The organism is Herbaspirillum sp. VT-16-41, from assembly GCF_001994935.1.
Lineage (GTDB): Bacteria > Pseudomonadota > Gammaproteobacteria > Burkholderiales > Burkholderiaceae_D > Herbaspirillum > Herbaspirillum frisingense.
In genome coordinates, this window is sequence record NZ_MUXB01000014.1 from 28,020 (window position 1) to 47,424 (window position 19,405).

At 62.3% G+C, this 19,405-nt stretch carries 21 protein-coding genes; 4 read left to right on the forward strand and 17 right to left on the reverse strand.

The features are described from left to right. Positions 1 to 50: 50 nt before the first annotated feature. The 6 genes from BTM36_RS00260 to BTM36_RS00285 all read right to left on the reverse strand — a co-directional run bounded on the left by BTM36_RS00260 (position 51) and on the right by BTM36_RS00285 (position 7,861). Positions 51 to 962: a LysR family transcriptional regulator gene (locus BTM36_RS00260; protein WP_077234784.1), complete on the reverse strand. Its 912-nt coding sequence runs from the start codon at positions 960 to 962 to the stop codon at positions 51 to 53. A 305-nt stretch (positions 963 to 1,267) separates the two neighbouring features. Beyond that, entirely contained in the window at positions 1,268 to 2,029 is a 762-nt protein-coding gene (locus BTM36_RS00265) for a ZIP family metal transporter (RefSeq protein ID WP_077234808.1), read from the reverse strand. Positions 2,030 to 2,102: 73 nt separating this feature from the next. Continuing rightward, a complete protein-coding gene (locus BTM36_RS00270; protein ID WP_077234785.1) occupies positions 2,103 to 4,361 on the reverse strand; it encodes a chemotaxis protein CheA in 2,259 nt (752 codons plus the stop codon). A gap of 16 nt (positions 4,362 to 4,377) precedes the next feature. Further along, positions 4,378 to 6,582 (reverse strand): methyl-accepting chemotaxis protein, encoded by a 2,205-nt coding sequence (locus tag BTM36_RS00275; protein ID WP_077234786.1) that lies wholly within the window; start codon positions 6,580 to 6,582, stop codon positions 4,378 to 4,380. Between the two features lie 96 nt (positions 6,583 to 6,678). Next, the gene (locus BTM36_RS00280) at positions 6,679 to 7,263 is read right to left on the reverse strand and encodes a chemotaxis protein CheW (RefSeq protein WP_077234809.1); all 585 of its coding nucleotides are present in this window, start codon (positions 7,261 to 7,263) and stop codon (positions 6,679 to 6,681) included. 445 nt (positions 7,264 to 7,708) lie between these two features. After that, entirely contained in the window at positions 7,709 to 7,861 is a 153-nt protein-coding gene (locus BTM36_RS00285; protein WP_006461975.1) for a rubredoxin, read from the reverse strand. Between the two features lie 98 nt (positions 7,862 to 7,959). Here BTM36_RS00285 and BTM36_RS00290 point away from each other — a divergent pair, with 98 nt between their 5' ends. Beyond that, entirely contained in the window at positions 7,960 to 8,799 is an 840-nt protein-coding gene (locus tag BTM36_RS00290; protein ID WP_006461974.1) for a hydroxymethylpyrimidine/phosphomethylpyrimidine kinase, read from the forward strand. A 32-nt stretch (positions 8,800 to 8,831) separates the two neighbouring features. Then, positions 8,832 to 10,115 (forward strand): glutamate-1-semialdehyde 2,1-aminomutase, encoded by a 1,284-nt coding sequence (gene hemL, locus BTM36_RS00295; protein WP_077234787.1) that lies wholly within the window; start codon positions 8,832 to 8,834, stop codon positions 10,113 to 10,115. 128 nt (positions 10,116 to 10,243) lie between these two features. Here the strand turns inward: hemL and erpA are convergent, their stop codons facing one another. The 6 genes from erpA to rplM all read right to left on the reverse strand — a co-directional run bounded on the left by erpA (position 10,244) and on the right by rplM (position 13,972). Continuing rightward, the gene (gene erpA, locus BTM36_RS00300) at positions 10,244 to 10,609 is read right to left on the reverse strand and encodes an iron-sulfur cluster insertion protein ErpA (RefSeq protein WP_077234788.1); all 366 of its coding nucleotides are present in this window, start codon (positions 10,607 to 10,609) and stop codon (positions 10,244 to 10,246) included. A gap of 73 nt (positions 10,610 to 10,682) precedes the next feature. Then, entirely contained in the window at positions 10,683 to 11,078 is a 396-nt protein-coding gene (locus BTM36_RS00305) for a polymer-forming cytoskeletal protein (protein WP_006461971.1), read from the reverse strand. A gap of 9 nt (positions 11,079 to 11,087) precedes the next feature. After that, on the reverse strand, positions 11,088 to 11,792 hold the full coding sequence (locus BTM36_RS00310) for a DUF6776 family protein (protein WP_077234789.1): 705 nt from the start codon (positions 11,790 to 11,792) through the stop codon (positions 11,088 to 11,090). A gap of 23 nt (positions 11,793 to 11,815) precedes the next feature. Continuing rightward, positions 11,816 to 12,853, reverse strand: a complete 1,038-nt coding sequence (gene argC, locus BTM36_RS00315) for an N-acetyl-gamma-glutamyl-phosphate reductase (RefSeq protein WP_077234790.1) — start codon at positions 12,851 to 12,853, stop codon at positions 11,816 to 11,818. A 288-nt stretch (positions 12,854 to 13,141) separates the two neighbouring features. After that, positions 13,142 to 13,534, reverse strand: coding sequence for a 30S ribosomal protein S9 (gene rpsI / locus BTM36_RS00320; RefSeq protein WP_006461968.1), 393 nt, complete (start codon positions 13,532 to 13,534; stop codon positions 13,142 to 13,144). A gap of 9 nt (positions 13,535 to 13,543) precedes the next feature. Continuing rightward, on the reverse strand, positions 13,544 to 13,972 hold the full coding sequence (gene rplM / locus BTM36_RS00325; protein WP_006461967.1) for a 50S ribosomal protein L13: 429 nt from the start codon (positions 13,970 to 13,972) through the stop codon (positions 13,544 to 13,546). On the opposite strand from rplM, the gene BTM36_RS27520 reads away from it, so the two are divergent. Both BTM36_RS27520 and BTM36_RS00330 read left to right on the forward strand, forming a co-directional pair. Beyond that, complete coding sequence (locus BTM36_RS27520; protein WP_139347007.1) at positions 13,971 to 14,396, forward strand: hypothetical protein; 426 nt, start codon at positions 13,971 to 13,973, stop codon at positions 14,394 to 14,396. The genes rplM and BTM36_RS27520 overlap by 2 nt on opposite strands. A gap of 207 nt (positions 14,397 to 14,603) precedes the next feature. After that, positions 14,604 to 15,062, forward strand: a complete 459-nt coding sequence (locus BTM36_RS00330; protein ID WP_077234791.1) for an OsmC family protein — start codon at positions 14,604 to 14,606, stop codon at positions 15,060 to 15,062. A gap of 66 nt (positions 15,063 to 15,128) precedes the next feature. On the opposite strand, the gene coq7 is transcribed toward BTM36_RS00330, so the two are convergent. From coq7 to BTM36_RS00355, 5 genes are all read right to left on the reverse strand, one after another. Next, on the reverse strand, positions 15,129 to 15,755 hold the full coding sequence (gene coq7 / locus BTM36_RS00335) for a 2-polyprenyl-3-methyl-6-methoxy-1,4-benzoquinone monooxygenase (RefSeq protein WP_077234792.1): 627 nt from the start codon (positions 15,753 to 15,755) through the stop codon (positions 15,129 to 15,131). Positions 15,756 to 15,860: 105 nt separating this feature from the next. Continuing rightward, positions 15,861 to 16,895, reverse strand: coding sequence for a dihydroorotase (pyrC, locus tag BTM36_RS00340; protein ID WP_077234793.1), 1,035 nt, complete (start codon positions 16,893 to 16,895; stop codon positions 15,861 to 15,863). A gap of 214 nt (positions 16,896 to 17,109) precedes the next feature. Beyond that, positions 17,110 to 17,838 carry an amino acid ABC transporter ATP-binding protein gene (locus tag BTM36_RS00345; RefSeq protein WP_006461963.1) on the reverse strand — a complete coding sequence of 243 codons (729 nt, stop codon included), beginning with the start codon at positions 17,836 to 17,838 and terminating at the stop codon, positions 17,110 to 17,112. Positions 17,839 to 17,904: 66 nt separating this feature from the next. After that, on the reverse strand, positions 17,905 to 18,600 hold the full coding sequence (locus BTM36_RS00350) for an amino acid ABC transporter permease (RefSeq protein WP_006461962.1): 696 nt from the start codon (positions 18,598 to 18,600) through the stop codon (positions 17,905 to 17,907). 3 nt (positions 18,601 to 18,603) lie between these two features. After that, the gene (locus BTM36_RS00355; RefSeq protein ID WP_006461961.1) at positions 18,604 to 19,353 is read right to left on the reverse strand and encodes an amino acid ABC transporter permease; all 750 of its coding nucleotides are present in this window, start codon (positions 19,351 to 19,353) and stop codon (positions 18,604 to 18,606) included. Positions 19,354 to 19,405 lie beyond the last annotated feature (52 nt).

Sequence of the window (19,405 nt, forward strand, 5' to 3'; positions counted from 1 at the left end):
CCACCCGGCCGCTCAGGCCGGGTCCGGGGCTGCCAGTCCGGCCAGGCCCACTAGCCCCCCAGTCCCGTCTGCTGCAGACGGGACATGAAGGTCTCCACGAATTGCTGCACCATCACCGGCGCATCGCGTCGGCGCAGCAAGGCGACTTCCGAGTGAAAATCGGCATCCGTGAGGGCCGGGAAACTGACCCCGGCCGACAAGGAAATACTGGCCATACTCTGTGGTACCACAGCGATGCCGAAACCGGCATTGACCAGACTGAGCAGGGAATTCTTGCGCGAGGTTGCCCGTGCCACGCGGGGATAGAAGCCATGCGCGATGCAGCGCTCAGCCACCAGGTAGCTCAGTCCCCCACGGTCCCGATGCGGGACGGTGACGAAGAATTCATCCCGCAATTCTGCAATCTCTACTTCGGCGCGCTGCGCCAGCCGATGTCCGGCCGGCACCGCTGCCACCAGGCGCTCGCGGTACAGCACGGTACTCTCCAGATCGGGATTGGCGCGCAAGATGGGCAACCGTGCCAGTCCGATATCGGCACTGCCTTCGACGATCTCGCGGGCCTGGTATTCGGACGGGGTCTGGGAAATTTCCAGCGAAATCCCGGGGAAATCCTTCAGCACATCATTGAGCGTGGGCCCCAGGGGCGCGGTCAAGGGTACCGAACTGGAATGCAGCAGGCGCAGTGCGCCATGCTCGCCCTTGCCGATGGTGCGGGCTTGGGCCACGGCGCGATCCAGATCAAGCAGTATCCTGCGGCTGCGCGCATAGAAGTCCTGGCCGGCCTGGGTCAGTTCGAAGGCCTTGGCATCGCGCTTGAGCAGGACCACGTCGAGGTCGGCTTCCAGTTCCTTGATCTGCCGGCTCAGGGCCGATTGCGCGATGAACAGGCGCTCGGAAGCCCGGGTATAGCCTCGCGCCTCGACGATCTCGACGAAGTAGCGCAACTGCCGGATGGAAATCATCTGCCCTCTCCTCCCTCTACGGTCGGCCATATCAAATTGAGATGGCACGCCGGCTGATTTGATATTGGCGCTGTGCGCGTCGTCCACCTACATTGAAGCCATCCTCTGCTTCCGGCAAGGCGTCCCCAGTCAGGTGCCGCCAGCCGGGCGCACCACTGCCATGAAAGGATGGATCATGCTCCAAGACCTGCTGTTGTTCGTCGGCCTGCTGGGACTGGTCTGCAGCATCGGCCTGCGCTGGATGCTACACAGCCGGGGCGATCATGGCGAGGATCATCTCCACCACGGCCAGGCACCGGATGTGCTCAGTGACCGTGCGCGTGGCGCGTCAGTGCCAGCACGATCAGTACCCCGGCGGCAATCAGGATCACCTGCGGAATGGTCTCGCGCAACGTGGCGCGGCGCTGCATCTGCGGCATCAGGTCGGAAACGGCGATGTAGATGAAGCCCGACGAAGCGAACACCAGCACGAAGGGAATCCACTCCATCCCCCGCTCCAGCATGAAATAGCCCAGCGTGCCGCCGGCCACTGCCATGAGGCTGCAGATGAGGTTGTACACATAGGCGCGGGTACGCGAGAAACCGGCATTGAGCAGCACGATGAAGTCGCCGATCTCTTGCGGAATCTCATGAGCGATGATGGCCAGCCCGGTCACCAGGCCAAGGTGCGGATCGGCCAGGAAAGCGGCGGCGATGAGGATGCCGTCGGTGAAATTGTGCAGGCCGTCGCCCACCAGGATCATCCAGCCGGCCTTGCCGGCTTCCTTCTTGTCGTGGCCGTGGTGGTGACCGTGTCCGTCATCCTCGTGATGGTGCGAGTGGCGCAGGATGGCGGTCTTTTCCAGCAGGAAGAAGGCCAGCAGGCCGCCCAGCAGCACCGCGAAGAGGGTATGCGGTTCCGCCTGGGATTCAAAGGCTTCGGGCAGTGCGTGCAACAGCGAGGTCGAGAGCATGATGCCCACCGACAGGCTGACCAGACGCTCCACCATCTTCGACAGCAAGGCAAACGAGAACACCGCGGCAGCGGTGATGCTGACCACGCCGGCCAGGGTGGTGGCCAGGAGAATGGAAACGAGTGTGGAGTCGATGACGGGCCTCGGGCGAAGTGCAAGGGCGCGCCGGCAGGCCGCCCAAAGCCCGTTATTGTACGCCCGGCGTGACCACGCTGCTATCGGCATGGCGCGAGCCGGCCAGCAGCAACGGGTTGAGGATCAGGACGATCTGCCCATCCCCCAGCACGGTGGCGCCCACCAGGCCGGCCAGGGTCGCCAGTTGCGGGCCGACTGGTTTGACGACCACCTCACGATTGCCGTTGACGTGATCGGCCATGATCACCATCAGTTCGTCACCGCTCTTGATCAGTAGCGCAAAGGCGGAGTCGGTGTCGGCCTGATCGGCGGCCTCGGCCTCGCCTTCAAGGTCGGCATCTTGCTCCGGCTCCAGTTGTTCCCGCAGCAGGTGATGCAGCGGATACAAGGCCAGGCGCCGTCCATTGACCTCCAGCACACGCTGCTCCAGGGCCTGGCGCGCCTGTTCGCTGCGCAGTTGCAATACGCTGTCGATCAGGGTGGAGGGAATGGCGTACTGCTGCCGGCCCTGCTGCAGCAGGCAGACCTGTTGCACGGCCAGCGACAGCGGCAGATAGAGGGTAAACAGCACGCCCTGCCCGGGTCGTGAATGCACGGTCATGCGTCCGCCCAGGGCCGCTACTTCAGCCCGCGCCACATCCATGCCGATGCCACGCCCGGCCAGCGCCGACACCTGCGTCGAGGTGGTGAAACCAGGCTCGAAGATCAGCTCGGCCAGCCCGGCTTCGCTAGCGTCCTGGGCAGCCTGTAGGCCACGCTGGCGGGCCTTGCCACGAATGGCGACCAGGTCCAGGCCACGCCCGTCGTCGCTCACGCGGATGACGGCTTCGTTGCCTTCATGACCGGCCTGCACGCGCAGTTGACCGGAAGGCGGCTTGCCGGCCGCGCGGCGGGCAGCGGTGTCCTCGATGCCGTGGACGGCGCAATTGCGCAGCAGGTGCTCCAGCGGGCCCATCAGGCGCTCCAGGATGGCGCGGTCGATCTGCAACCGGCAGTCGGACAGGTCCAGCACCAGCGGCTTGCCGGTCTCGGCGGCCAGCTGGCGTGCCAGATGCTGCAGACGGGACTCCATGCTGTTGAATTTGATCATGCGCGCGTGCATCAGGTCCTGCTGCAGTTCGCGGGCATAGCGTCCCTGCTGGCGCAGACCTTCGCAGGCGCGGCCGACGCCATCGTGCAGATGCTTTTGCTGCCGCCATGCCTGCGCCAGCACGGCATCCATGGCATGGGTCGCAGCCTGCAGCTCGTGCGCTACGACCGGACCGGCGCCAGTGTGCCGCTGCAATTGCCTGACCTGATCGGCCAGGGTGCGCAATTGATCGCCCAGTATGCGCACATCGTCCTGCAGGGCTGCCACTTCATTGTCCAGCCGGGCGCGCATGATCGAGACTTCGCCGACCTGATTGAGCAAGCGGTCCAGCACAGTGGTACGGATGCGCAGCACGGGTGCTGCCCGGAAATGCGGCTGCGAGGGGGGCTGCAGGGGGGACTGCAGGCCACCAGATCGGCTTGCGGCCGGGACCGAGGCGGCGGCCTGCTCCAGGTTGCTGAAGTGCTCCATGGTCTGGTCGTAGAGCGCCAGCAGCGCGGTCAATACGTCGGCATTCTGGGCTACCTCGCCGGTCTGCAGGCGCTGCAGCGCGCTCTCCATCTCGTGCACGCACTGGCTCAACCGCATCGCGCCGACCATGCGGGCGCTGCCTTTAAGGGTATGCAGCGGACGCGCCAGTTCGGCCAGCAGGTCCGTGTCGGCAGGGGTATGCCTGTGGCCAGGGGGCAGCGCCAGCATGGTCTCACCGATGCTGGCCATGAGCTCCTGCGCCTCCTCCAGAAAGACGGGCAGCAGACCGGGATCAATCACGTCGTGCGGCGTCATGACGTTGCCCATGATCGGTCGGGGCGCTTCGCTGCCCGGAAGAGTAAGCACTGCTGGCGAACCTGGGCTTTCCAGCAGGCGCGCCAGCTGGTCCAGACCTTGTTCGATCTGAAGCAATCTGGGCGGTGCCAATGGCGAATCGGGTGTGTGCTGTTCCAGCAGCATGATGAGCTGACTGGCGATATCGGCCAGATGCACAGCGCCGACGCTGCGTGCACAGTCGCGCAAGGTCAGCAGGGTCCGGCGATACAAGGGCGGCACGGCACCGGCATGCCCTTTGCCGAGACAACTGCGCCAGACGCCATCCTGCTGTCGGACGATCGTCACCAGCGGCAGCAGGGTCTGGCGCAGCGATGCATTGATGCGGCCGGACGCCGGACCCAGGGAATCTTCGCCCGCAGAGAGCGCGGCGGCGGATGCGGAATCGAGTTGCATGAGGACCGTGCCTCGCTCAGGAGACGGTCACGCGGAAGCGCGAGACCGAGTTTTCCAGCTTGCGGGCGGCGTCCCACAATTCTTCGTACAGGGTGGAAACCTGTTCGCGGCTTTGTTCGATGACATCGTTCTCGGTCAGGATGCCCTGGATCTGCTGGGCCACGCCATTGGCCGAGACCGCCTGCTCCCGGGTGGCCGCGGCCATGCCCTGGATCAGGTCCGCCAGCTTCTTGGAAACGCTGCGGATGTCGGCCAGGGCGCTGCCGGCAGCGTCGGACAGCACCGCACCTTCGGTGACGCCGCTGGTGGATTTTTCCATGGCCACCACCACGTCGCGGGTATCGGCCTGGATCATGCGCACCAGCGAGCCGATCTCGCGCGTGGCGGCACTGGAACGTTCGGCCAGATGTTGCACCTCTTCGGCCACCACCGAGAAGCCGCGCCCGGCTTCGCCGGCCGAAGCCGCCTGGATGGCAGCATTCAGCGCCAACACATTGGTGCGCTCGGTGATGTCGGAAATCAAATCGGTGATTTCACCGATCATCTGGGAAGAGGCACCCAGGCGGGCGATGCGGTCGGAGGTCTCGCTGATCTGCTCGCGGATGCCATCCATGGCCTTGACCGCGTCTTCCACCGCGCGCGCACCGCGCTCGGCCACCACCACCGCATGCCGGGCCACATCGGCCGATTCATCGGCCGACAGCGAGATGCCGGCGATCTGCCTGGACATCTCCAGCATGGCATGGGCAATGCGCTGGATACGACGCGCCTGGGCGCGGGCGGCCTCGCCCAGTTCGGTCGTGGTACCACGCACCTGCTCGGAACTGAGCGCCACCTTGGCGGCCATCTGGGTGACCTGTTCCACCAGGCCACGCAGGGCTTCCACGGTGTAGTTGACGGAGTCGGCGATGGCGCCGGTGACGTCGTCGGAGACGGTGGTGTGTACCGTCAGGTCGCCGTCGGCGACCTTTTGCAGTTCGGTCATCAGGCGCAGGATGGCGGCCTGGGTCAGGTGGTTGGCGCGCATGGCCTTTTCTTCCTCCTGCTGGGCCAGCTGGCGCTGCAACTCGGCTTCCTGGCGCCGGGCCTCGGCGGCGGCGGCATTGTTGCGGCTGCTCTGCAGCTGTACCAGGGCGATGCCCACGGCGCTGAGCAAGGCAGCGATCATCGCCACCAGGATCGCCCAGAAGGTCCAGGACCTCGCCTTCAAGGCGTTGCGGTAGGCATCCTGCAGCTCGGTGAGGTGGCGCTTGAGGGTCTCGTTCTCGACGAAGACCAGTTGCTCGGAACGCTTGGCAGCGATGAAATTCTGCAGGTTGCCGAGGATGCCGGCGATCTCCGGCTGGTAGTCGGCAAATACCCTGGCCAGTTCCTGCAGCTTCTCGCGCAGGTCGGGGTCGGTGGCCGGCCGCAGGCGCAGCATTTCACTGCCTTCCAGCAGACTCTTCAAAAGATCGCCAAAGGCCGTGATGTCCTTGCCCAGCATGAAGGCGGTTTCAGGATTGACGCCGTCGGAGGTGAGAAATTCATTGGAACTGCGACCCAGGCGCAGCGTCAGCATGACCAGCTGGCTGGCGGCATTCATCTCGCGGGTGGTAGGCCGTCCTTCCGATTGCAGCATGGCGATCTGCTCGCTCAGGTCCAGCATCACCGGAAGCAGCTGGTTGAGGTGCTTGAGGGTGGTACCGAATCCGGTGAGCTCCTTTTCCATGCCCAGGATGGTATCGGCGGCCTGATCGGTACGTCGCCACATGCGCGCCACGTTTTCCAGTGCAGGCTTCATGCGGGCATCGGGCAGGCCGATGGTCTGGCCCTGGAAGCTGCCGCCGCTGCTCAGCAGCAGCAGATCACGATTGAACTCGGTGCGACTCTGGGCCAACTGGATGAAGGCCTGCGGATTACCCTGGATGGCGTTGGGTACGGCTTTGCCGATGCGCTGGGAATGCATCACCAGGTCGGATGCGAGGTTGGTCTGCAGGGTAGCCAGCACGTACAGTCGCGCGCCCAGCCACATGAACAGAAATAAGGCTGTCAGCGACAAGGCCAGCACGCCCAGCAACATGCGCGTCTGCGTGCGCAAGGTATAGCGGTGCAGATAAGGCAGGCGAAGGCCGACAGCTGCTGTGCCGACGGCGATGCCCGGATCGGCCCGACTTGCAGTTTCGGACGCGATCGCAACCGGCGCGGCTTTATTCGACAGATACGGCAAGGTCGGTTCCATGACCGGTGTTCCTACCCCTATTGTGTGGGTCTTGTGATGATGCGGTGGTAATTGAAGGCCGGCGTGGCCGGCCCACGGTCTTCTCGGGAGGGCGGTCTACCGCCCTACCTCCAGGAAACTGCTGTCCTGACTCATTTGCACCAGGTCCAGCTCGTCCCATTGTTGGCCGCTGCTGTCTTTATAACGTTGGTTTGCACCAAGAATACGAATTCCTTCATCGTCATTTTTCGAGATTCTCACCATTTCTGATATGTCTCTCAGCCCCAGGACGGCCGATACCAGCAAGCCGCACTGTGGCGCAACCCCCGGAGCCAGTAACAAGGCATGACTGGCTGTGCCGACCCGCTGTAACGGCGCTCCTGCCAACCCCATCAGGTCGGCCAGACCGATCAGGTTGCCGCGAATGTTGAGCAGACCGCGAAACCAGGGCCGTGTCGCCGGCACAGGGGTGATGGCATGCCCGACCAAGGGGACGATTTCACCGGCCTGGGTCAGCGGTACCAGGCAGCGCTGGCCCTCCATGGCCACCGCCAGTCGCCGCGTATGCAGACTTTCGTGGTTGGAGGCAGCCATGCGAGAGAGCAGCGAGGCCTGGAACTGCTCCAGTCCCTCGCGACCCCACCGATCCTGCGGCGGACACGCGTGTTGTGCGTCGATGACGAAATCCTTGGTGTGTGGCATACCAGCCTCTCGGAGCGATAGGAGAAATGCACCGCGCATCGGATGCGTGCCGATGCCACCGGATGGCCTGAGCTGACCGCCGTTGGCGGCTGGCCCAAGGTGCAAGCCTTTCTGGGGAGTGCCTGGTGCAAACGGCGCGGGCGTCTGGGCGCCCATCATCCGGTAAGCGGGACAGTGCTGGTACAGGGCTCGATTTTACCTAGAAAATCCCGAAGAATTTCCATGCGGCAAACTTATTCGACCAGACAGCACAACAAAGTGACGGGAAAAAGCCACGGATAGGGAATTTGACCTACATCAAATCCCGCATGGCAAGAAAAAGTGGGGGAAGGAGGCGTCCCCGCAATAGGCGGGGACGCTCTGGAGGACATACTATCCGGCTATCCGGGGCATCAAAGGCGGATGGGCGCAGCTCGGCGCCGCGGGGTGCGGCCAGGTGCTGCAATCAGATTGCGACCATCTCGAAATCTTCCTTGCGGGCGCCGCATTCCGGGCAGGTCCAGTTGATGGGCACATCGTCCCAGCGGGTGCCTGGGGCGATGCCTTCTTCCGGCAGGCCTGCTTCTTCGTCGTAGATCCAACCACAGATCAGGCACATCCAGGTTTTGAATTCGGTTTGGCTGCTATTCGTCACGGCTGACTATCCCTAAAATCAATCAAGTAAAATGCTAAGTCAGCTATCTTAATCTACTAGACGTGCAAAACCAAACTCCCCCCCTCATCCTGAGCTTCGGCGCCGCCGATCCGGTCGGCGCCACCGGCGTCCAGGCGGATCTCGCCACCTACGCCGCCATGGGTTGCCACGGTTTGTCCGTCGTGACGGCCTTGCTGATCGGCGACACCGCCCGTGTCGAAGATGTGCAGGTGGTCGATGTCGACTGGGTCGCCGACCAGGCTCGCGTGATCCTGGAAGACATGGCCGTGGCGGCCTTCAAGGTCGGCGCGCTGGGCAGCATCGAGAATATCTCGGTGATCGCCGAAATCGTCTCCGATTATCCCGACGTGCCGCTGATCCTGGACCCGTTCATCAGCGCCCTGGCCAACCAGGAAGACGAGGACGACCGCCTCATTGCCATCCGCGAACTGCTGATCCCGCAAGCTACCGTGATGGTCGCATCGGCCGGCGAACTGACCCGGCTGGCCGAGACCTGGCGCGAGCCGGTGACCGGCGATGCCCTGATGCTGGACGCCATGCGCATCATCGAGATGGGTTGCGAGTACCTGTTGGTGACCAATACCCAGACCGATCTGCAGGAGGTGGCCAACTCCCTCTTCGATGAATCCGGTCTGGTGCGCCAGGACGCCTGGCCGCGCCTGCCGGGGTCGTTCGTCGGCGCCGGCACGACCCTGTCGGCGGCACTGACGGCGATGCTGGCCAATGGCCTGGAGGTGCCACTGGCGGCCTCCGAGGCGCAGGAATTCACGCTGGCCGCACTGGCCAATGCCCAGCGCATCGGCATGGGCAAACTGATGCCGGACCGTTATTTCTGGGCGCGCGAATCTGAAGATCCGGACGCGCCTCCCTCCATCAACTGAACTGATCCCAGGATTTCATCCTTCGCACGCTCATGACCAAGACCAATGCCTCGCTCTTCGCCCGCGCCCAACAAAGCACGCCGGGCGGCGTCAATTCCCCGGTACGCGCCTTCCGCTCGGTAGGCGGCACTCCGCGCTTCATCGAACGGGCCGAAGGGCCGTGGTTCTGGGACGCCGAAGGCAAGCGCTACATCGACTACATCGGCTCCTGGGGACCGGCCATCGTCGGCCACGCCCATCCGGAAGTGGTCAAGGCAGTGCAGCAGGCGGCCGCGCGCGGACTGTCCTTCGGTGCACCCACCGAGGCCGAAATCGAGATGGCCGAGGAAATCATCAAGCTGGTCCCATCCATCGAACAGATCCGCCTGGTGTCCTCCGGAACCGAGGCGACCATGAGCGCGCTGCGCCTGGCCCGCGGTGCGACCGGGCGCGACAAGATCATCAAGTTCGAAGGCTGCTACCACGGCCATGCGGATTCGCTGCTGGTAAAGGCTGGCAGCGGCCTGCTGACCTTCGGCAATCCGACCTCGGCCGGGGTGCCGGAAGATTTCGCCAAGCACACGCTGGTGCTGGACTACAACAACGCGGCCCAGTTGGAAGAGGCCTTCAAGGCGTCCGGCAACGACATCGCCTGCGTGATCGTGGAGCCGGTGGCCGGCAACATGAATCTGGTGCGTGCCAGCGATGAATTCCTCCAGACCATGCGCCGCCTGTGCACGCAGTACGGTGCCATCCTGATCTTCGACGAGGTGATGTCGGGCTTCCGCGTGGCGCGCGGTGGCGCCCAGGAGTTGAACGGTATCGTTCCCGACCTGACCGCACTGGGCAAGGTCATTGGCGGTGGTCTGCCGGTTGCGGCCTTCGGCGGTCGCGCTGAGGTGATGAAACACCTGGCCCCGCTGGGTGGCGTCTACCAGGCTGGTACCCTGTCAGGCAATCCGGTGACCGTGGCTGCAGGGATGGCGACGCTGAAGATCATCCAGCAGCCGGACTTCTACAAGCACCTGACCATCCAGACCCGCAAGCTCGCTGACGGCCTGGTGGCAGCAGCCGGCGCGGCCGGGGTGACGTTCTCTGCGGACGCGGTGGGCGGCATGTTCGGCCTGTACTTCGATGCGAAGGTGCCGGCCAGCTATGCCGAGGTGATGCAGGGTGACAAGGAGCGCTTCAACCGCTTCTTCCACAAGATGCTGGACGCCGGTATCTACTTTGCGCCCTCGGCATTTGAAGCCGGCTTCGTCTCGGCACAACACAGCGATGCCATTATCGAGGAAACCATTGCTGCGGCCGCCAAGGCGTTTGCAGAGCTGGGTTGAGCCGGGATGCTGGAGCAATGACAGACAGATCGCCCGTCGCGCGATTGGCGAAAGAGGCAATGAAAAAAGGACGCCGCGGCGTCCTTTTTTTGAGCCCCTCGACCTGAGGTCGGGGGAACTTGCGGCGCTTAGACCGAGAACGACGAGCCGCAACCGCAAGTGGTCGTGGCATTCGGGTTCTTGATGACAAATTGCGCGCCTTCCAGGTCGTCCTTGTAGTCGATCTCAGCGCCGACCAGATACTGGTAGCTCATCGAATCGATCAACAGCTGGACGCCGTTCTTGCTCATCGTGGTGTCGTCTTCGTTGACGATTTCATCGAAGGTGAAACCGTACTGGAAACCCGAGCAACCGCCACCCTGCACGAAAACGCGCAGCTTCAGGTCGGGATTGCCTTCTTCTTCGATCAGCTGTGCCACCTTGGCGGCGGCGCTGTCGCTGAAGTTGATCGGGGCGGGGATATCGGTTTGTTGCAGTTCGGCTACGGCATTCATTTCGGGCTCCTGCTGGGCTTGAGGCGGATCAATACACTAGATCGATAAAGCCATTATAAGCGCTTGCGGATTTTCATGCTTCCGACGATGCAGCCAGCTTGAGCACCGGAGTATCCACTGCCTGGTCATGGCTGAGCTTGCCGGAAACCAGCGCGCCGCCATGCATCTCCAGCGCCTTGTAGAAGACGTTGCCGGTAATGCGAGCCTTGGGTTGCAGCTCCAGCAATTCGGAGGAATGCACGTCGCCCACGATTTCGCCATTGACGATGAGATGCGCCGCGCGTACCTCGCCGACTACCTTGGCATGCTCGGAGATCACCAGCACGCTGGGCTCGCCACTCTCGGCATTGATGTTGCCGTTGATATTGCCATCGATGCGCAGGCCGCCCCTGAAACCCACATCGCCCTTGATGGTGGTGGACATGCCGATCAGGCTGTCGATCGTGCTTTTGGTTTTGCGTGTAAACATGGAATCACCTCACAGATCTACCGACTGCTGGGCACGAACCTGGCCGCGGTCGAGAACACGAACGGCAACCGATTTGACGGTGGCCCCCTCGGGGATAGTCAGCAAGCCTTCGACCCGCTGGTAATACTTGAATGCGAGTCGGTAGCGCGCCTGGTCGGCGGCATTGCCTTCAGGAAAATTGAGTGTAGCATTTTTGCCGCCCTGCACAATATTGACACTAAGCTGTAGGTTTCCTGCAAACTGTTGCGTTCCCCCACCACCTTGCATCACCAGTACGCGGTAGCGCAGCTGGGTCGGCGCCGCCTGCTCGGCCTTGAAGCGCTGGATCGTGATGCCAGGTGCGCCCAGATTGGTCGGCAGCAGACTGTCGAAGAAGGCCAGGTCTTCCTTCTGGCGGTTGTTTTCAGCTTCCAGGTTCTTCACCTGGGTCGCCAGCGTGGCCTGCGCGGTCTGCGCAATCTTCAGTTCATTCTGCGACGCATTGGAGGCAGATTGCAAGCGCTCGTTCTCCGCAGTCAGTTTCCTGACCTGCTCGCTGAGCTGCTCGATCTGCTCGCCGGTATCACCATGCAGGCCCGGCAGGTTGTTGCGGCCGAGCTGGTAGGTCCAGACCGCCGCCAACGAACCCACGGCCAGCACCGCTGCCCACAGCAGGACCATCAGGGGCCAAGGCAGGTGCCGCTTGATGGTCATCTTCGGCGCAGAAATCGTCATGCGCTGACGCCATAGGCGGTACTTCACGGCAGGACCGGGACCTGCTGCAGGCCAGTGGCTTCGTCCAGACCGAACATCAGGTTCATGCACTGGACCGCCTGGCCCGACGCGCCCTTGACCAGGTTGTCCTGGACCACCAGCACCACCACGGTGTCACCACCGTCCGGACGGTGCACGGCCAGGCGCAGCATGTTGGAAGCGCGCGTGGTGCGGGTTTCGGGATGCGAACCGAAGGGCAGCACGTCGACGAAAGGCTCATCCTTGTAGGCAGCCTCGAACAGCGCCTGCAGGGCGGCGTTGTCGATTTCCTTGGTCAGGCGCGCATACAGGGTGGAATGCATGCCGCGGATCATCGGTACCAGATGCGGCGTGAACAGCAGGCCGACCTTGTCGCTGGTCAGGTGCGACAGGCGCTCGATGGTTTCCGGGGAGTGACGATGACCGGACACGCCGTAGGCCTTGAAGTTGTCGGAGGCTTCCGAGAACAGCAGGCTCAGCTCGGCCTTGCGACCGGCGCCGGAGACGCCCGACTTGCAGTCGGCGATCAGGTGCGAGGCATCGATCACACCGGCCTTCAGCAACGGCGCGAAGCCCAGTTGCATGGTGGTCGGATAGCAGCCAGGATTACCCACCACGCGGGCCTTGCGAATGGCTTCGCGGTTCAGTTCAGGCAGGCCGTAGGCGGCTTCCTTCAGCAACTCGGTGCAGCTGTGCGGCAGCTTGTACCATTTCTCGAAGGCAGCCACGTCCTGCATGCGGAAGTCAGCGGCCAGGTCGATCACCTTGACACCAGCAGCCACCAGTTCAGGCGCCTGGGCCATGGCCACGCCGTGCGGGGTGGCGAAGAAGACGACGTCGCAGTCGGTCAGCTTGGCCTTGTCAGGTGAAGAAAACGCCACATCCACACGGCCACGCAGGGACGGATACATCTCGGCCACGGGCATCCCGTCTTCCTTGCGCGACGTCACTGCCTGCACCTTTGCCTGCGGGTGAGTGGCGAAAATACGCAGCAATTCGACGCCGGTATAACCGGTTCCGCCAACGATACCTACCTTGATCATGTCTGGTCCTTGCGAAAAAAGGCGAAGAAACATCGCCGTGGCGAGCGAGCGCCGGACGCACGTGCAACACGCGCTGGAAAGCTTTTCATTTTATCAGGAGAATATTTCCCGCTGATTTCCCGTCAGGAAGTTATTTCGTGAAACAAGGACTTTTCCTGCCGGCCAGGCAGCTCAAATCGCCAACGATGGGCCACGCACTTCCACTCAAAAGCTCTGCAATGGCCGACGAACAAAAAGCAAAAAGCCGTCGGCACGCATGCCGACGGCTTTCTGTGATACAAGAAACGATTAACGCTTCGAGAATTGCTTTGCGCGACGTGCCTTGCGCAGACCAACCTTCTTACGTTCGACTTCACGCGCGTCACGAGTGACGAAGCCTGCGTTCGACAGAGCCGACTTCAGGCCGGCGTCGTAGTCGATCAGGGCGCGGGTGATGCCGTGACGCACAGCGCCGGCCTGGCCGGATTCGCCGCCACCGTGGACGTTCACCTTGATGTCGAAACGTTCGACGTTGCCGGTCAGTTCCAGCGGCTGACGGATCACCATCAGGCCGGTTTCACGGGAGAAGTACTCGGCGGCGGGCTTGCCGTTGACGATGATGTTGCCCGAACCTGCCTTGATGAAAACACGCGCCACTGCACTCTTGCGACGGCCGGTTCCGTAATTGTAGTTACCGATCATGTCTGTTCCTTAGAGGGCGAGGGGTTTCGGTTGCTGCGCGGAGTGCGGATGGTTGCCATCTGCATAAACCTTCAGCTTCTTGATCATGGCGTAGCCCAGCGGACCCTTGGGCAGCATGCCCTTGACGGCCTTCTCCAGCGCACGGCCGGGGAAACGCTGTTGCATCTTCAGGAAGTTGGTTTCGTAGATGCCGCCCGGATAACCGCTGTGGCGGAAATAGGTCTTTTCAGTGGCCTTGGTGCCGGTCACGCGCAGCTTGCCTGCGTTGACGACGACAATGAAGTCACCGGTATCGACGTGCGGAGTGAATTCGGGTTTGTGCTTGCCGCGCAGTCGGAGTGCCACTTCGCTGGCAACACGTCCGAGGACCAAGTCCGTCGCGTCAATCACGAACCACTCGCGCTGAACCTCATGGGCTTTAGCGGAAAAGGTCTTCATGTTTGACTTTCTCTATCAATGTATAAACGCTCAAAGTGGCGGTTCCGGTCATGCGGGTCAGCCAATGTTGCCGGCTGTCCTTGGTGTTTCGCTTCGCGGACTCATCCTTTTATCTTCCCGAGCGCATGGGAAAGCCGGCAAGTATAGCCTTTTCAAGGACTTAGCGTCAAAAGGTTTCGGGGATTTGTGGCGCGAAGATCAGGCAGCGGCGCGATCCAGCAGGATTTCATTGCCCGGCGGACAACTTCGGCCGCGGCCCGCAGGAAAAATGGACAAAAAAAACCCGGACACTGTGGTTCCGGGTTTAATCCACACCAATGAGGAGGGTGGAGGAGACATCGTTACGTGCTGCAAAACTTCCGTTGAATTCAATATAGCAAACCGGTTTGTGCATTGCAATAACGACTGCGAAATTTATTTGTAACCGTCTGAAAGCGGCATCACTGCTGACTCCAATGATCATCTACAAGCACCCGCCGGATGATAACTGAATAATATTTCAACAATTTTTCTGCGCCGCAATAATCATAAACCTTCACCGCAGCAAGCTCTACTCCACCCGCCCTGGCTGCGGCCGGGGCCAGCAAAAGCTACAATAGCCAGCCTCACACAACCGATTTGGACGATACAGATGGAATGCACAGTGCGCTGGACCGGCTTGTCCGGCATGACCTTTACGGCCGAGACGGGCTCGGGCCACCTGTTGACGATGGACGGCGCACCCGACGGCGGCGGCCGCAACCTGGCACCGCGTCCGATGGAAGTGGTGCTGGCCGGCACCGGTGGCTGCACCGCCTACGATGTGGTGGTGATCCTGCGCAAGAGCGGCCAGGATGTGCGCGGCTGCGACGTGACCTTGAAGTCCGAGCGCGCTGACAGCGATCCCAAGGTCTTCACCAAGATCCATTTCCACTTCACCGTGCGCGGCCGCAATCTGAAGACAAATGTTGTCGAACGAGCCATCAAGCTATCCCACGACAAGTATTGCTCCGCCTCGATCATGCTGGAAAAGACCGCAGAGATGACGCACTCCTTCGAGATCATCGACGACCTGACCGATATCTCCTCTGCCGCCACCCAGCAGCAGTAACACGGGCAGCACCAACGAAAAAAGCGGCCAAGGCCGCTTTTTTCTTTCCTGCTCATTCGGTAACGATCAGATCCGGTAGGCCACCGTGGTCATCACCTTGGCCATGGCCTTCATCAAGCCCCTGACCGGCGCCGGCATTTCGGCCGCCCCCAGGTCGCGCGCCGCCTGACCGTGTTCGATCTCATCGATGCGCATCTGGTCGACGATGGCGCGGGAACGGTTGTCCTGCACCGGCAGTTTTTCCAGGTGGCCCATCAGGTGGTGCTCCACCTGGCGCTCGGTCTCGGAAACGAAGCCCAGGTTGCGAGCGTCCCCCAGCCGGGCGGCGATGCTGCCCAGCACATAGGCACCGCCGTACCACAAGGGGTTGAGCAGGCTGGTGTGCGAACCCAGTTCGCGCAGACGCTCGGCGGTCCAGGCCAGGTGATCCTCTTCCTCGATGCCTGCGCGGACGAAGGCACTCTTGATCTCTGGCGTCTGCGCAAAGCGGCCCTGGGCGTCGTACAGCGCCTGGGCGCACACCTCACCCACATTGTTGACCCGCATCAGGCCGGCCGCGTGACGCTTCTCGGCCTCGTTCATGACCCCGTCCGGCAGGCCGCGCCCCGGGTTGGGACGGCTCTCGAACACCACGCCATTGATCACGCGCAGCGCCTTGTCGAAATCGGTAATCAGTTCATCGACGAATTGCATACAGCTCGCCTTTCTCTCGTTGTTGAGGACATCCCGGCGATGGCCTCCATCATCTGACGCGACAATGGCCGGGGACGAAGGAACAGGGCTGCCGCCCTGTGGGGGTCAGACCATCTTCCAGTTGATCTGTTCGCCGGCCGACAGCGGTACTACCGTGGCATCGCCCATCGGCAGCTCGGCCGGGATGGACCAGCTTTCGCGCTTGAGCGTGACGGTCCCGGTATTTCGCGGCAGATTGTAGAAGTCGGGGCCGTTGAAGCTGGCGAAGGCCTCGAACTTGTCCAGTGCGCCGGCGGCGTCGAAGGCTTGCGCATAGAGTTCCAGCGCGTGCAGCGCGGTGTAGCAGCCGGCACAGCCGCAGGCATGTTCCTTGGCGCCCTTGGCATGCGGGGCCGAGTCGGTACCGAGGAAGAACTTGTCATTGCCGGAGGTGGCGGCGGCCACCAGGGCCTGGCGATGGGTCTCGCGCTTCAGCACCGGCAGGCAGTAGTAATGCGGGCGAATGCCGCCCTTGAACATCTCGTTGCGGTTGAACAGCAAGTGGTGCGCAGTGATGGTGGCGGCGGTCGGCCCTTCGCCGGCCAGTACGTAGTCCGCCGCGTCCTTGGTGGTGATGTGTTCAAAGACCACCTTCAGCTCCGGCATGGCCTGGCGCAGCGGCTTCATGATGCGGTCGATGAACACTGCTTCGCGGTCGAACAGGTCGATCTCGGGATTGGTCACCTCACCGTGGACCAGGAAGGGCATGCCCACTTCCTGCAGCACTTCCAGGGTCTTGTAGCACTTGGAAAGATCGGTCACGCCGGCATCCGAATTGGTGGTGGCACCGGCAGGATAGAGCTTGACGGCCTTGACGAAGCCACTCTCCTTGGCGCGGCGGATTTCCTCCGGCGGGGTATTGTCGGTCAGGTACAGGACCATCAAGGGCTCGAAGGCCATGCCTTGCGGCAGCGCCGCCAGGATACGGTCGCGATAGGCGCCAGCCTGGGCGGTGGTGGTCACCGGCGGCTTCAGGTTGGGCATGACGATGGCGCGCGCGAACTGGCGCGCGGTGTGCGGCAGCACGTCGCGCATGGTGGCACCGTCGCGCAGGTGCAAGTGCCAGTCGTCCGGGCGGGTGATGGTCAGTACGTTGCTCATTGCAATGATCTTTCGGTCTGGAGTGGGAGTAAGGCGAGGCATCCCGGCCATGCGGGCTGTGGAGAGCCAGCCGCGATGTCTTCAAGGGCGACATTCTACCGTAGCCGTCAAGCGCTCCGGGCGCCCTGCCGCCACCCGCTTTTGATGTAGCCCAAACGACAAGGGCCGCCCCGTTGCCGGAGCGGCCCTTGACCTGATGCTGACGGGCTGAAGATCAGTGCGTGATGATCTTGGCCAGGAAGTCACGCGCGCGCTCGGAACGCGGTTGCGCGAAGAACTCGTCCTTGGCGCAATCTTCCACGACCAGGCCCTTGTCCATGAAGACCACACGGTTGGCGACCTTGCGGGCGAAGCCCATTTCGTGGGTCACGACCATCATGGTCATGCCTTCCTGGGCCAGGCCGACCATGACGTCCAGCACTTCATTGATCATTTCCGGGTCCAGCGCCGAGGTCGGTTCGTCGAACAGCATGGCGATCGGATCCATCGACAGGGCGCGGGCAATCGCCACACGCTGCTGCTGGCCACCGGAAAGCTGGCCGGGGAACTTGTCCTTGTGCGCCAGCAGGCCCACGCGGTCCAGGTACTTCAGGCCCTTCTCGGTCGCCTCTTCCTTGGAACGACCCAGCACCTTGATCTGGCCGATGGTCAGGTTCTCACGGATCGAGAGATGCGGGAACAGTTCGAAGTTCTGGAACACCATGCCGATGCGCGCACGCAGCTTGGACAGGTTGGTCTTGGGGTCACCCACCGAAACGCCATCGACGGTGATGGTGCCTTTCTGGAACGGCTCCAGGCCGTTGACGGTCTTGATCAGCGTGGATTTGCCGGAACCGGACGGGCCGCACACCACCACCACGTCGCCCTTCTTGACGGAGGTCGAGCAGTCGGTCAGGACCTGGAAGCTGCCGTACCACTTGCTGACATTGTTGAGTTCGATCATTTGATTCTCCTGGATTTCTGAATTCACTGGGCCGCCAGCCTCCCTGGGCGGCGGCCGTCATAGGCTTTAGCGGATGATGGCGATCTTCTTCTGGAAGCGCTTGACCAGGGTCGACAGACCGAAGCTGAGCACGAAGTAGACCACGGCCACGAACAGGTACATTTCCACCAGACGACCGTCACGCTGGGCGATCTTGGAAGCGCTGGTGACGAAGTCCGGCACCGAACCCAGCACGTACACCAGCGACACGTCCTGGAACAGCACGATGGTCTGGGTCAGCAGGATCGGGGTCATGTTGCGGAAGGCCTGCGGCAGCACCACGTTGCCCATCATCTGCCAGTAGTTCATGCCGATGGCGTAACCGGCGAACACCTGGCCACGCGGAATGGACTGGATGCCCGAACGCATGATCTCGCAGTAGTAGGCCGCTTCGAACAGGATGAAGGTGATCAGGGCCGACTGGAACGCCCCGACCTGGATAGGCTCGGAGGCACCAATGATCCAGGCACCGATGAAGGGCACCAGGAAGTAGAACCAGAAGATCACCAGCACCAGCGGAATGGAGCGAATCAGGTTGACGTAGGTGGTCGCGATGAACGACAGCGGCTTGTTGGACGACAGACGCATCATCGCCAGCAGCGTACCCAGGATGATGCCGCCCAGCATGGCCGAGAAGGTCAGGATCAGGGTGAACTTCAGGCCGGTCGTAAAGAGATAGACCCAGGAGCGCTGGATGACGTCGAAATCGAAATTGCTGAACATGGATCAATGCCCTCCTGCGCTGGTGCTGCCGCCGGTGATGTAACCCGGGACGGCGGTGACCTTTTCCAGCAGGCGCGCCATGAACAGGGCGATGACGGAAATGATCAGGTAGATGATGGTGGCACCGGTCAGGGCCTCGAAGGTCTGGAAGGTGAACTCACGCATCGAGTAGGTCGCGGCAGTCAGTTCGACCAGGCCGATGGTCAGCGCCACCGAGCTGTTCTTGATGATCGCGGCAAACTCGTTGGTCAGCGCCGGGATGATGATGCGGAAGGCCATCGGCAGCAGCACGTAGCGATAGGTCTGCACCGGGGTCAGGCCCAGTGCCGCACCTGCCATGCGCTGGCCGCGCGGCAATGCCTGGATACCGGTAGTGACCTGCACGGCCACACGTGAGGAAGTGAAGAAGCCCAAGGCCAGGGTCGCGGTCACGAAGGACGCGTCCGGCAGGCTCTTGATCCAGTCGCCGAGGGCGCCGGGCAGCAGTTCCGGCATCACGAAGTACCACAGGAACATCTGTACCAGCAGCGGAATGTTGCGGAACAGTTCCACATAGCCGTTGGCGATGCGCACGACCCATGGTTTGGTGGTGGTACGCAAGGTACCGAAGATGGTGCCCAGGATCAGTGCCATGATCCAGGCGCATGCGGCGGTGGCCAGTGTCCATTTCAGGCCTGCCAGCAGCGTATCGATATAGGGGATGCCATCGGGAGACATCTCCCAGAAGATTCCCCAGTTCCAGTTGTAGTGCATAAATGGCCTCGTCTGTGGTTCGAGTCTGTGTCGAGTCGTTTTATCTGTCGGG